Origin of the sequence: Amycolatopsis magusensis (assembly GCF_017875555.1) — a bacterium.
In the GTDB taxonomy this organism is placed as follows: Bacteria; Actinomycetota; Actinomycetes; order Mycobacteriales; family Pseudonocardiaceae; genus Amycolatopsis; species Amycolatopsis magusensis.
Genome location: NZ_JAGGMS010000001.1, coordinates 970,730 through 983,774 on the forward strand (window position 1 = coordinate 970,730; position 13,045 = coordinate 983,774).

Annotated in this window: 13 protein-coding genes; 8 read left to right on the top strand and 5 right to left on the bottom strand. The window is 71.6% G+C overall.

All coding sequences use genetic code 11. The features are described from left to right. Nucleotides 1-57 precede the first annotated feature (57 nt). Complete coding sequence (locus JOM49_RS04635; RefSeq protein WP_209663115.1) at nt 58-1,296, top strand: M20 metallopeptidase family protein; 1,239 nt, start codon at nt 58-60, stop codon at nt 1,294-1,296. A 10-nt stretch (nt 1,297-1,306) separates the two neighbouring features. Continuing rightward, nucleotides 1,307-2,284 (top strand): prephenate dehydrogenase, encoded by a 978-nt coding sequence (locus JOM49_RS04640; RefSeq protein ID WP_245369231.1) that lies wholly within the window; start codon nt 1,307-1,309, stop codon nt 2,282-2,284. Nucleotides 2,285-2,295: 11 nt separating this feature from the next. Here the strand turns inward: JOM49_RS04640 and JOM49_RS04645 are convergent, their stop codons facing one another. Genes JOM49_RS04645 through JOM49_RS04660 form a run of 4 tightly spaced genes read right to left on the bottom strand, consistent with a single transcriptional unit; the run spans nt 2,296 to nt 5,850 of the window. Further along, entirely contained in the window at nt 2,296-2,658 is a 363-nt protein-coding gene (locus tag JOM49_RS04645) for an antitoxin (RefSeq protein WP_209663116.1), read from the bottom strand. A gap of 43 nt (nt 2,659-2,701) precedes the next feature. After that, nucleotides 2,702-4,651 carry an FUSC family protein gene (locus tag JOM49_RS04650; protein ID WP_209663117.1) on the bottom strand — a complete coding sequence of 650 codons (1,950 nt, stop codon included), beginning with the start codon at nt 4,649-4,651 and terminating at the stop codon, nt 2,702-2,704. 12 nt (nt 4,652-4,663) lie between these two features. Then, a complete protein-coding gene (locus JOM49_RS04655) occupies nt 4,664-5,365 on the bottom strand; it encodes an SGNH/GDSL hydrolase family protein (protein ID WP_308158649.1) in 702 nt (233 codons plus the stop codon). Beyond that, nucleotides 5,362-5,850, bottom strand: coding sequence for a GbsR/MarR family transcriptional regulator (locus tag JOM49_RS04660; protein ID WP_209663118.1), 489 nt, complete (start codon nt 5,848-5,850; stop codon nt 5,362-5,364). Before JOM49_RS04660 ends, JOM49_RS04655 begins: the two co-directional genes overlap by 4 nt. A gap of 94 nt (nt 5,851-5,944) precedes the next feature. On the opposite strand from JOM49_RS04660, the gene JOM49_RS04665 reads away from it, so the two are divergent. After that, complete coding sequence (locus tag JOM49_RS04665; RefSeq protein ID WP_209663119.1) at nt 5,945-6,862, top strand: ABC transporter ATP-binding protein; 918 nt, start codon at nt 5,945-5,947, stop codon at nt 6,860-6,862. Beyond that, entirely contained in the window at nt 6,859-8,460 is a 1,602-nt protein-coding gene (locus tag JOM49_RS04670; protein WP_209663120.1) for an ABC transporter permease, read from the top strand. The genes JOM49_RS04665 and JOM49_RS04670 overlap by 4 nt, the downstream gene beginning before the upstream one ends. 1 nt (nt 8,461) lies before the next feature. Here the strand turns inward: JOM49_RS04670 and JOM49_RS04675 are convergent, their stop codons facing one another. Beyond that, the gene (locus JOM49_RS04675; RefSeq protein WP_209663121.1) at nt 8,462-8,929 is read right to left on the bottom strand and encodes a hypothetical protein; all 468 of its coding nucleotides are present in this window, start codon (nt 8,927-8,929) and stop codon (nt 8,462-8,464) included. 169 nt (nt 8,930-9,098) lie between these two features. Here JOM49_RS04675 and JOM49_RS04680 point away from each other — a divergent pair, with 169 nt between their 5' ends. From JOM49_RS04680 to JOM49_RS04695, 4 genes are all read left to right on the top strand, one after another. Then, entirely contained in the window at nt 9,099-11,327 is a 2,229-nt protein-coding gene (locus tag JOM49_RS04680; RefSeq protein ID WP_209663122.1) for a xanthine dehydrogenase family protein molybdopterin-binding subunit, read from the top strand. Nucleotides 11,328-11,338: 11 nt separating this feature from the next. Next, nucleotides 11,339-11,791 (top strand): (2Fe-2S)-binding protein, encoded by a 453-nt coding sequence (locus JOM49_RS04685; RefSeq protein ID WP_209663123.1) that lies wholly within the window; start codon nt 11,339-11,341, stop codon nt 11,789-11,791. Nucleotides 11,792-11,804: 13 nt separating this feature from the next. Then, complete coding sequence (locus JOM49_RS04690; protein WP_209663124.1) at nt 11,805-12,467, top strand: TetR/AcrR family transcriptional regulator; 663 nt, start codon at nt 11,805-11,807, stop codon at nt 12,465-12,467. Between the two features lie 76 nt (nt 12,468-12,543). Continuing rightward, complete coding sequence (locus tag JOM49_RS04695) at nt 12,544-13,038, top strand: GreA/GreB family elongation factor (protein ID WP_209663125.1); 495 nt, start codon at nt 12,544-12,546, stop codon at nt 13,036-13,038. The last annotated feature ends 7 nt before the right edge of the window (nt 13,039-13,045 follow it).

The following is a 13,045-nucleotide window of genomic DNA, read 5'->3' on the forward strand; positions in this document are numbered from 1 at the left end:
CTGAACGCGCCGCGCCCGCGAACCACCCCGAGCCGGCACGGGTGCCACTATCGGGACATGAGCCCTTCCGGTCCCACCGATCTGCCGCCCCTGCCGGGTGCCCGTTTCGCCGGGTTGCTCAGCGCGGCCAAGGCCCTGCAACCGAAAACCGTCGCCCTGCGCCGCGAGCTCCACCGGCACCCCGAACAGGGGCTGCAACTGCCGAAAACCCAGGCCGCGATCGAGCGCGCGCTCGACGGGCTCCCGCTGGAGCTCACCCGCGGCAAGTCGACCACCGCGCTCACCGCGGTCCTGCGCGGCTCGCGCCCCGGGGCGTCGGTGCTGCTGCGCGGCGACATGGACGCGCTTCCACTCACCGAGGACACCGGCCTCGAGTACGCCTCCGAGGTCGAAGGCACCATGCACGCCTGCGGGCACGACACGCACGTCGCGATGCTGGCATCGGCGGCGCGCCTGCTGTCCGACCGGGTCGAAGACCTGGCCGGGTCCGTGGTGTTCATGTTCCAGCCCGGCGAAGAGGGCTATCACGGCGCGCGCCACATGATCCACGAAGGCGTGCTCGACGCCGCCGGTGAGCAGGTCAGCGCGGCCTTCGCGCTGCACACCTACGCGAACGCCGAGTCCGGCCGCATCCTCACCCGCCACGGCCCGGTCCTCGCCTCCGCGGACAGCTTCCTCGTCCGCGTGACCGGCCGGGGCGGCCACGGTTCGGCACCGCACCAGGCGCTCGACCCGATCCCCGCGGCCGCCGAGATGGTCGGCGCGCTGCAGACGATGATCACGCGCCGGGTCAGCGTGTTCGACCCGGCCGTGCTCTCGGTGACCCGGATTTCGGCCGGGACCACCACGAACATCATCCCGGAGACTGCCGAGCTCGAAGGCACCATCCGCACGCTGTCCGAGCGGACCCGCGCGCTCGTGCGGGAGGAGCTGCCGAAGGTCTGCGAAAGCATCGGCGCCGCGCACGGGTGCCGGGTGCTGGTGGACATCGAGCCCGGATATCCGGTGACCGCCAACGATCCGGCCAAGGCGGACCTGGTGAACTCGCTGGCCGAGGAGGTGCTGGGCGTGCAGTACGTCCAGCCGATGCTCGAGCCGCTCATGGGTGCGGAGGACTTTTCCTACGTCCTGCAACGGGTTCCGGGGGCGTTCGCGTTCATCGGCGCCTGCCCGCCGGGAACCTCTTTGGACGATGTCGCACCGAACCACTCGAACCGCGTGCGGTACGACGAGGACGCGATGGCGAACGGAGTAGCCCTGTACGCCGCGTTCGCACTCGCTCACCTGGGTGGCTGAACCTGGCAAGATGACCCCCGTGCGAGACGTCTGCGTGATCGGGCTCGGGTTGATCGGCGGTTCGGTGCTGCGTGCCGCCGCCGCGGCGAAGAGGACGGCGTGGGGTGCCACGACGTCCGAATCGGACGCCGCGGCGGCGAGAGCGCAGGGCTACGACGCGGGAACCGACGTGGCCGCCGCGCTGCGCCGGGCCGCCGAAAACGACGCACTGGTGGTGCTGGCCGTGCCGCTGCCCGTGGTGGACGAAACGCTGCACCTGGTGGCGGAGCACGCGCCGAACGCGCTGCTCACCGACGTGACGAGCGTGAAGAGCCCGGTGCTGCGGGCGGTCCGGCGCTGGGCGCCGGAGGCCCGGTACGTCGGCGGGCACCCGATGGCGGGGACGGCACAGTCCGGTTGGGACGCTGGTGACGCGGAGTTGTTCCGGGATTCGCCCTGGGTGGTCGAAATCGAGGACGACACCGACCTCGTGCTCTGGGCCGAGGTCGCCGAGTTCGCGATTTCGCTGGGCGCGCACGTCGTACCGCTCTCGGCGTCGGCCCACGACGAGGCCGTCGCGCGGATTTCCCACCTGCCGCACCTGCTCGCCGCGATCCTGGCGACCGTGGGCGCCGAGGGCGGGCCGGTGGCGATGTCGCTGGCGGCGGGTTCGTTCCGCGACGGCACGCGGGTGGCGGGCAGTCGCCCCGAGCTGGTCCGGGCGATGACGGAGGGCAACCGGGAGGCGTTGCTCTCGGTGGTCGACGACGCGCTGGGCAGGCTGGGCGCCGCCCGCGGCTCGCTGGCCTCGACGGGCGGGCTGGCCAAGACGATCCAGGCCGGTCACCAGGGCGCGCAGGCGTTCGCGGACCACCGCGCGCAGGACCGCGTCGGCGTCCAGCTGAGCCTCGCGGCGCCGGACGCGCGGGAGGCGTTGCGCGCGCTCGGGGAACGGGGCGGCCGGGTCACCGGTATCTCCGGCGACCAGGCCACGGCCGAATCAAGCTGAGAAACCCCTGATCAGTGCGCCGGCGGGGGCGGCGGCGGGGTCGGCGGGGTCGGCCCACCGGCCGGAGGGGTCGGTCCGCCGGGCGGCGGGGTCGGGCCACCAGGGCCACCAGGAGTCGGGCCACCGGCGGAAGGGCCGGAAGGACCGGAAGGGCCGGCCGGCGGGGTCGGGCCGTCGCCGGGCGCCTGCTCGCCCTGGTTCTTGTGGAGCAAGCCCTTCGCCTTGCCGGTGGCGTTGTCGATCTTGTCGGCGTGCTTGCCGAACTTCGACTTCGCCACCCCGCTGGCCTTGTCGAGCCCCTGCTCGATCTTGTCGCTGTTCTTGTCCAGCGCGTTCTTCGCCTTGTTCTTCAACTCGTCGAAGTTTATGCCCATGTACCCATGGAACAGCAGTTCAGCGGAAGCGCAACCCCACTCGTCAGGTCCAGCGATCGATGAGGAACCGCCGGACGAACCGCATCGGTGATCGTTCGGTCAGATCCGGCCCGCGCACGGCGTCGAACACGGCGGTCAGCCCGTCGACCACGCCGGAGAGCTGAGCCCCGCGCGGCATGGCCATGCTCGCCGGATCGCGCTGCTCCCGCACCGCCGCCGCCAGCTCGGTCAGCGCCGCGGTGACGTGCTCGACCTCGCGGGGTTCCGGGGGCGGCGCGCCGTGCTCGACGGTCACCACCACCTCGGTGATCGCGTCGGTGAGCCGCTCCATTTCGACGATCACCGGCCACCACGCCACGGCCTGCCGTCCCGCCGCCGACGGTTCGACGATGACCTGCTGGAACGTGGTCCGCAGGTCGGCCAGCGCCCGGTACGCCCGGCGGCGGGCGCGCGAGCGTTCGGCCCGGTCCTCCGCCGAATCGACCGGTTCCAGCGCGCGACCGGCGTAGGTGGTCACGGAGTCCAGCGCGTCGGCGAGCTGCCCGCCCACCCGCGGCCGCATGCTGCCCGGCCACAGCAGGTACCCGAAGAGCAGCACGATCGCGCAGCCCAGCACGGTGTCGACCAGCCGTGCCAGCACCACCGCCCAGTCGCCGTGGCTGGACAGGTCCATCTGCAGGATGATCAGCGGCGTGACGAAGGTGGCCAGCAGCCCGTAGTTGCGGACCTTGCCGATCGCCACCCCGGCGGCGAACAACGCGCTGAACCCCACCAGCCACCAGCCCTGCGCGCCCAGCCCGAGCACCGCCGCGCCGATGGTCACGCCGGCCACCGTGCCGAGCCCGCGCAGGACCGCGCGGCCGAACACCGAGCCGAAGTCCGGTTTGAGCACGATGCCCACGGTCAGGGTGATCCAGTACGACCGTTCGAACGGCACCAGGAGGCTGACCACCTCGGCGATCGCCACGCACAGGGTCAGGCGCAGGGCCGCGGTCCAGGTCACCGGCCCGGCCAGGGAGCTGAGCCAGTCACGCAAACGCTTGCGCAACGGGACCGGCTCGCGGCGCTTGCGTTCCTTGCCCTTGCCGATCTTCACCAGCCCCGCGCGCAACGCCAGTGCCATCGGCTCGTCGATGTCGAGTTCGGGGACCGGCGGCAGTTCGGCGTCCATCCGGACCGCGGTGGCCAGCCGGACCAGGTAGTCGACCAGCTCGCGCGGCGGCCGCTCCCCCGCGTTGACCATGGCCACCGACGCCTCGACGGCCGGGGTGCTCGCCGAGAGCACGGTGAGCAGCCGCCGGTAGGTTTCGTCCCGGCCGGACAGCCAGGACCGCGCGGTGAGCAGCCGGTCGTAGGCGGTGTTGAGCGCGGAGGTCAGCTGGTGCCGGGCGGCGCGCTGGGTGTCCTCGTCCTCGGCCGACAACATCGCCGCCAGCTCGATGAACACCTGGGTGACCGCGGTCCGTTCGGGCGTGGTGGCCCGGACCGTCCAGCCGAACAACGCGACCGTCAACCCCCAGGCCGAGCCCACCACGAAGCACAGCAGGGAGATTTCGAGCTGGACGCCGAGCAGGTGCTGCCCGGTGCCGAGCACGCAGAAGACGAACATCTGCAACGCGGCGATCGACGCGTTGCTCCCGGCCGCGCTGATCAGCGCGGACAACGCCGCGACGACGATCACCACCGGAATCGAGGCGGCCGGGTTCCCGCCGCTGAACAGCCCGGCGGCGTACCCGGCGAAGGCGGCGACGGCCGCACCGGTGATCCGGCGCGCGCGGTAGCGGTACGGCCCGGCGGCTTCGGAGAGCACGGTCGGCAGCGCGCCGGTCGAGACCACCGCACCGAGCGTGATGTCGCCGAGCGCGAACCCGATGGCCAGCGGCACGGCCAGCGCGATCGGGGCGCGGATCGCGCGCGTCCACGGCAGCGGGTCCGGCTTGCTGCGCAGGAGGTGCACGAGCCAGTTCGGGGCGGACAGATCGCGCGAGCTCACGCCCTCACTGTCTCATCCCGACACGACGTAATCAGCCCAGATGCGGTAGCCCTCGGGTCCGGGGTGGAATCCGTCGGAGGCGAACGCGCTCGCGGTCATCCGGTCCACCGGCATCACCACGTGCCGCACGCCGGGCAGCGCGGCCAGCGAGGCGGCGGCCGCGTCCAGCGCGAGCGAGCGCAGGCCGAGCACGTCCCGCAGCGGCCGCGGCAGGGCCGGGAACCGCCCGAGGTGCGGGACGCCGGTGAGCACCACCGGCACCGGGCCGAGCGCCCGCCGCACCGCGCAGACCAGCCGCAACAGGTCGCGCCGGTAGCGGGCCGGCGAGTGCAACTCGATCGTGTCGTTCACGCCGAGCGCGATCACCACCAGATCGGCCGGTTCGGCGACCGCGCCGGGCAGCAGTTCGTCGTGGACCACGCGGGCGTTCGCCCCGGTGCGCCCGGCCACCCGCCACGCCACCCCGCGCCCGGTCTTGGCGGCCAGCGCGACCGCCAGCCGCCCGGTGAGCGCCTCGTCGTGGTCCCGCGCGCCCACGCCGTCCACAGTGGACTCGCCGAGCACGAGCAACCGCAACGGGTCCGGGCCGGGCACGAGGCCGGTCAGCGGGCCGGCCGCACCCGGCAGGCGTGGCGTGTCCCGGCGCACGCGCAGGCCCTGGCGGATCAGCACCGGCGCGAGCAGCAGGGTGGCGAGGTCGGCGCGCCGCCTCACTGCTCCTTCTCTCGCCGCCAGCGGTCGATCAGCACCGGGATCTCCTTGCTGATGAACTCGAAGAACTCCTTGGTCTCGGCGATCCGCTTGCCCGCCGGCGTGCCGTGGCCGACCGCGTCCACCCCGCGGGCCAGCACCTCGGACAACTGCTGGTAGATCGTGTCCTTGCGGCCGAAACCCTCGTACCACTGGTCGTCGCCGATCAGGTAGTGGTCGCGCCGCTCCCCCGGCTCGCGCGCGCGGGTGACCAGGCCGACGTGCGTCAGGTAGCGCACCGCGCCGGACACGGCGGCGGGGCTGATCTGCAGCACGTCAGCCAGCTCACCCGCGGTGAGGCTGCCCTTCTGGGTGGCCAGCAGCGCGGTGAACACCCGCGACGGCATGCGCTGCAGGCCGGCGTCGGTCAGCATGATGGCGAAGTCCTCGATGAACTGCCTGGTCTCGGCGTCGCCTGGTGGGCCCTGCTCGGCTGGGGTGGTGGCCATGGCTCCATCCTTCCCGACCCGGTGAACAGGCATCACGGGGTCCATACGTTTTCTTAACTTCACAACTTTGTGAAATAACTGTAGCTTCGGCCGCATGGACAACGCCATCTCCATCTCCGGCCTGGTCAAGACCTTCGGCCGGACGAAGGCCCTCGACGGCCTCGACCTGTCCGTCGCCTCGGGGGAGGTGCACGGATTCCTAGGCCCGAACGGCGCCGGGAAGTCGACCACGGTCCGCGTCCTGCTGGGGTTGCTGCGTGCCGACGCCGGGTCCGTCCGCCTCCTCGGCGGCGACCCGTGGCGCGACGCGGCCTCCCTGCACCGGCGGCTCGCCTACGTCCCCGGCGACGTCAACCTGTGGCCCAACCTCTCCGGCGGCGAGGTGATCGACCTGCTCGGACGCCTGCGTGGCGGGCTCGACCAGCGCCGCCGCGCCGAGCTGATCGAGCGGTTCGACCTCGATCCGAAGAAGAAGGGGCGCACCTACTCCAAGGGCAACCGGCAGAAGGTGGCCATCGTCGCCGCCCTTTCGTCCAAAGTGGACCTGTTGCTCCTCGACGAACCCACCTCCGGGCTCGACCCGCTGATGGAGGCCACCTTCCAGTACGCCATTCAGGAGGAACGCGAGCAGGGCCGCACGGTGCTGCTGTCCAGCCACATCCTGGCCGAGGTCGAGGCGCTCTGCGACCGGGTCAGCATCATCCGCAACGGGCAGAACGTGGAGACCGGCACGCTGGCCGAACTGCGGCACCTGACCCGGACCTCGATCACCGCGGAACTGGCGGGCCACCCGAACGGGCTGTCGAACCTGCCGAACGTGCACGACCTGCACGTCGAGGGCAACCGCGTCCGGTTCGACGTCGAAACGCATTCGCTCGACGAGGCGTTGCGGCAGCTGACGAACGTCGGCGTGCGCAGCCTGGTCAGCCAGCCACCGACGCTGGAAGAGCTGTTCCTGCGCCACTACACCGCCGAAGCCACCGCGTCGAAGCACGAGGCGAGGGCCCGATGACCACGAACCCGTTGCTCGGCACGCGTCACCTGGTGCGGCTCGCCCTGCGCCGCGACCGGATCGTCCTGCCGGTCTGGATCCTGCTGCTCGGCGCGATCCCGGCGGCTGTCGCCGGGTCCTACGCCGAGCTGTACAAAACCGAGGCCGAGCGGCAGTCGCTGACCACCGGCATGGCGGCGAACCCGTCGCTGAACCTGATCTACGGCCCACCGTTCGACCTCTCCGACGCCGGCGGGTTCACCGTCTGGCGCTACGGCACGCTCGTCCCGTTCTTCCTGGCCATGGCCTGCATCTTCACCGTCACCCGGCACACCAGGCAGGAGGAGGACACCGGCCGCCAGGAGCTGCTGTCCTCCGGTGTGCTCGGCCGGTTCGCCGCGCTGACCGCGGGCGTGGTGACGGGCGCGCTGACCGCGGCGGGCACCGGCCTGCTGACCGTCGTCGCACTGGCGGGCGCGGGGGTGCCGGTCAGCGGGGCGGTGGCGTTCGGCGCGGCGATCGCGCTGGTCGGGCTGGTGTTCACCGCCGTCGGGGCGATCACCGCGCAGCTCGCCGAATACGCGCGCACAGCCAACGGACTGGCCATGGCGGTGCTCGGCATCGCCTTCCTGCTCCGCGCCGTCGGGGATGCGGCGAAGGACGTGGGCTGGCTGTCGTGGCTGTCGCCGATCGGCTGGTCCACCCAGGTCCGGCCGTTCGCGGGGGAACGGTGGTGGGTGCTCGGGCTGCTGCTCGGCACGGCGATCGCGCTGGGAGCGGTCGCCTACGCCCTGAGCACGCGGCGGGACGTGGGCCTCGGCCTGCTGCCCGCGCGGCCCGGCCCCGCCACCGCCGCCCCCGGCCTGCGCAGCCCGCTCGCACTGGCGTGGCGGCTGCACCGCGGCTCGTTCCTCGGCTGGACGCTCGCGTTCGCGGTGATGGGCGCGTTGTTCGGCTCGCTCGCCGCGGGCATCGGCGACGTGATGGGCGAAAGCCAGGCCACCAGGGAAATGCTCGCGCGGATGGGCGGCGCCGACCAGATCGTCGACGCCTTCCTCGGCACGCTCGGCCAGATCTTCGCGATCATCGCCTCGATGTACGGGGTTCAGGCGGCACTGCGGATGCGGGCGGAGGAGGTGGCGGTCCGGGTGGAGCCGTTGCTGGCCACGCGCGTCGGACGGCTGCGCTGGACCGCGGGTCACCTCCTGTTCGCGCTGCTCGGGTCCGCGGTGATGATGGCGGTGGCCGCCGTGCTGGCGGGACTGCTGCACGGACTGCGCGTCAGCGACGTGGCGAACCAGGTCCCGTCGGTGCTCGGGGCGACCATGGCGCAGCTGCCCGCGGTGTGGGTGGTGCTCGGCGCGACCGTGCTGTTGTTCGGGTTCCTGCCGAAGTACGCCACGGTGGCCTGGGCGGTGGCGGGCGTGTGCGTGATGCTGAGCCTGTTCGGGCCGGTGCTGCAACTGAGCCAGGTGGTGCAGAACATCTCGCCGTTCACGCACGTGCCGAAGCTGCCGGGCGCGGAGTTCACCGCGACGCCGCTGCTGTGGCTGGCGGGGATTTCCGTGGTCGCGCTCGGCGTGGGACTGGCGGGCTTCCGCCGTCGCGACATCGGCTGACCTACCCGGCGCGGACGGTCCCGCTCGCCTCGACCACGAGTCGTTGCTGCGGGCTGCCCGCGCCGCAGCCGGGACCGTTCGGGTAGGTCTGTTCCGGGGTGAGCGGCAAGGTCGCCGTGACGCTTTCGGTGCCGGTGAGCCGGAGGGTCGCCTGGATCTCGGTCAGCGGCAGGTCGAGCACGTCCCCGAAGGCGTGCTTGCCGCCGGTCTGCCGCACCTGCGCGGAGCACACCTCGCCCGCGCAGGTGGTCTCCCCGGCCGCGGTCGACGGGTACAGCTCCAGGTCGAGGGTCCGGCAACGGCCGTCCCAGCAGAGTTCGAGCGTGCCGGAGTCGACCTTCGGCGCGACCGCCGGATCGACCTCCACGCTCACGCCCGAGCGACTGCCGATCGCGGTGCAGGCCAGGTCCGCGCCGGAGCAGGCGGGCAGCAGGGCGAGCGGGAACACCAGTGGGACGAGGGCGCGCATACCGCCAAGACGCGGCCCGACCCCGGTCCGGTTGCTTCCCGTTCCGGAGACGGCAATCGGCCGCCGAGCAACACCCGAACGGGGTAGAGACCGTACGGGCGGTCGGCCGCTACGGTGACCGCGGTAACAGCTCGACGACGTGCTGTGAGCCCCCGCAGGAGGAGTCCTGATGGCTACCCCCACCACGAACGAAGGCGGTCAGGAGACGGGCTCGGGCTTCGGCCGCCGCGGTTTCCTGGCCTTCCTGGTCGCCGCCCCCACCCTGACCATCGCCGCCGACCTGGCCGTCGAGCAACCGGCCGAGGCGCAGATCCCCAGCCTCCCCGGCCCGGCTGACATCCTCGACCTCGGCGACGTGCTGATCCTGGCCGGTACGCCCACCGCGCACATGCTGGTGCTGGAAGTCGGCGAAGACAACCGGATCCGGCTGCACCTGCCGCGTGCGGAGGTCGGCCAGGGCATCACCACCGCGGCCGCGATGCTGGTCGCCGAGGAGCTCGGGGTTCCACTGTCCCAAGTGGACGTTTCGCTGTCGGACGCCCGTTCGGAACTGTTGTTCAACCAGTTGACCGGTGGTTCGAACACCATCCGCTCGATCTACGGCCCGGTGCGCGCGACCGCCGCGGCCGCCCGCGCCCGGCTGGTCACCGCGGCCGCCGCGAAGTTCGGCGGGAACGCGGCGAAGTACGACGCACGCGGCGGTTCGGTGGTGGCGCCGGACGGCCGGTCGGCCACCTTCGGCTCGCTCACCACGGCCGCGGCGAAGGTGGAGCAGTCGGCGGTGGTCACCGAGCCGAAGGCCGAGTCGGCGCACCAGCTCGTCGGCAAGCCGACCTCGCGCATCGACGCGCTCGCCATGGTCACCGGCAAGCGGCAGTACACCCTGGACCTCGACGTGCCGGGCGCGCTGCCGACCGTGCTGAAGCGGCCGCCAACCATCCGCGGCACGGTCAAGTCCTTCGACGACTCGGTCGCGCGCGCCATGCCCGGCGTGGTGGACATCGTCGCCATCGACAGCGGGGTCGCGGTCATCGCGGAGACCTTCGGCCAGGCGATCGACGCCAAAGACCAGCTGAAGGTCACCTGGAACAAGGGCACCATCGACGAGCTTTCCGACGCCGACATCAAGAAGAAGCTGCGCGCGGCCGCGCTGCCGTTCGTCGTGCCGCCGCTGCTCACCCAGCACGTGGACGCCGAGTTCGACTTCGCCTTCGTCAGCCACGCGCCGCTGGAGACGAACTCCGCGATCGCCGACGTCCGTGCCGATCGCGCCGAGATCTGGTCCTCGCTGAAGTCGCCCATCGTGGCCAAGCAGACCATCGCGCAGGAGATCGGGCTGCCGGAGAACAAGGTGACCGTGCACGTCATGCCGGGCGGCGGGTCATTCGGCAGGCGGCTGTTCTTCGACGGCGCCCTGGAAGCGGCGAAGGTGTCGAAGAAGGCGGGCCGCCCGGTGAAGCTGATGTGGACCCGGATCGACGACATGCGCCACGGCCGGGCCCGCGCCGCCACCCACCACAAGGTGCGCGCCACCTTCGCGCTGGGCAACGTGCTCACCTACGAACACCGGGTGGCCAGCGTCGAGACCGACTTCCGGCACGGCCTCGGCGAAATCCTCACCGCGACGGCGGCCAGCCTGCCGGTGGCGGGCAACCTCAGCTTCGCCCAGACGGTCTTCCTGACCACGGTCAAGGTGCCCTACAACTTCGGCGTGGTCACCGAGCTGCTCAACGAGGTGCCGCTGCCGATGAACACCGCGAGCTGGCGGTCGGTGTACTCGGCCACCACGCGCGGCGCCGAGGAGATCGTGGTCGACGAGATCGCGAAGAAGCTCGGCAAGGACCCGTACCGGTTCCGGCGGTCGGTGCTGAAGGACGACAAGCAGCGCGCGGTGCTGGACAAGGTCGCCGAAGCCGGCGAATGGGGCAAGAAGCTGCCCGCCGGGTGCGCGCAGGGCATCGCCTTCCACGAGGAGTACAAGTCGCGCACGGCGTGCCTGGTCGAGATCGACGCGCGCGACCCGAAGAAGCCGCGGGTCACCAAGGCCACCATCGCCGTCGACGTCGGCAGGCCGATCAACCCGCGCGGGCTGGAGGCGCAGATGCTCGGCGGGCTGACCGACGCCATCGCCACCGTGCTCAGCGCCGGCCTGCACGTGGACAAGGGCCTGCCGCTGGAGGGCAGCTACTCGCAGTTCCACTACGCGCGGCAGAAGGACACGCCGCGGGACGTGCGGGTCTTCGTGCTGCCGGCGAACGGGGAGCCGGGCGGCGCCGGGGAACTCGGGCTGCCGGCCGCGGTCGGCGCGGTGGCGAACGCCTACGCCAGGGCGACCGGCACCCGGCCGCGCAGCTTCCCGATCAACTTCGACGTCGACTTCGACCCGTTCCCCCGCTGAGGAGTGCGCCCGTGCCCACCTACACCTTTTCCGTGAACGGGAAGACCGTCACCGTCGACGCACCCGCCGACCTGCCGCTGCTCTGGGTGCTGCGGGACAAGCTCGGCGTCAAGGGACCGAAGTACGGCTGCGGCATCGACGTCTGCAAGGCGTGCACCAGCCACCTCGACGGCGAGGCGATCAACCCGTGCGTGGTGCCGGTCGCCGAAGCCGCCGGTCGCGAGGTCACCACCATCGAAGGACTGGCGGACGGGGACCAGCTGCACCCGGTGCAGGAGGCGTGGCTGGAACTGGACGTGGCGCAGTGCGGGTACTGCCAGCCCGGTCAGATCATGGCCACCGTCGCGCTGCTGAAGAAGAACCCGAACCCCACCGACGCCGAGATCGACGCCATCGAGAACGTCTGCCGCTGCGGTACCTACTTCCGGATCAGGGAGGCCATCAAACGGGCCGCGGCGAAGTGAGCACAATGAGCGGATGACTTCCCCAGGATGGCCGATCGCAGGCAAGTCACCGGCCATCCTGGCCGCCTTCACCCGCAGCGTCGCCGAACACGGCTACGACGGCACCAACTTCGGCGACATCGCCGGTGAGCTGGGCATTTCCAAGGGCACCATCGTGCACCACTACGGCACGAAGGACCGGCTGCTGGCCGCGCTGCACGAGTCGTACATGCAGCGACGGCTGGCCGAGGCCCGGCTGATCGTCGACCGCCTGCCGGGCCCGCCGGAGCAACTGGCCGGGCTGCTGTTCGCGTTCATGCTCTACCAGGTGCACGACCGGGCGGCGACGGTCGCCTTCCAGCGCGAAATCGCCCGGCTGGCCGAACACGAGTCGATGGCCGAGGGCGTGCGGCTGCGCAACGAGTACCTCGCGCTGGTGCGGTCCGTGCTGAGCGCGGGCCAGCGTTCGGGTGATTTCCGCGAAGGTGATTTCCGTCTCCGGAGCCTGCTGATGTTCGGCTCCGCGCACTGGGCCTGGACCTGGTTCGACCCGAGCGGTCCGGACAGCGCCGAACAGGTGGGCGCCTGCTTCGCGGACCTGGTCCTGGCCGGTTTGCTCACCCGGCGCGAGGCGCTGGCCGAACTGACCTCTTTGGACGGACCGGTGCTCGCGGCGGTCCGCGACTGCTTGGGGTGATCAGTTTTACGGTGGTGAGCACGGCTCCGGACAGGGAGACTGGTTCCCGACAGACCAGTGAATGACGGAGGCCCGCATGCCCAGTACCGGAAGCGAACAGGGCGGTACACAACTGAGCCCCGCCGCCAGGGAACGCCTGGAGGGGGAACTCGCGCGCCTGCGTGAACAGCGTGCGGTGAACGCGCCCAACTTCCGGGACGAGGACCCGATCGGGGACAGCGCCGACCAGGCGGATCTGATCGAGCGCGCCGAGACCACGGCGTTCATCGACCGCCGCATCCGCGAAGTGACCGACCTGCTGACCCACGGCAAGAGCCAGACCGCGGCGGCCAAGGAAGGCCTGCTCCCCGGCGGCACCGAGGTGACCCTGCGGTTCGCCGACGGTGACGAGGAGACCATGCAGGTGGTCGAGTTCGCCGACGAGGCGACCACGCCGGACGCGTCCGCGCTGACCAGCGACAGCCCGCTGGGCCGTGCGCTGGTCGGCCGCCAGTCCGGCGACACGATCACCTACCGCACCCCGGGCGGCGACCTGAGCGCCGAGATCGTCTCGCTGAAGCTCCCGGCCTGAGTGTCGT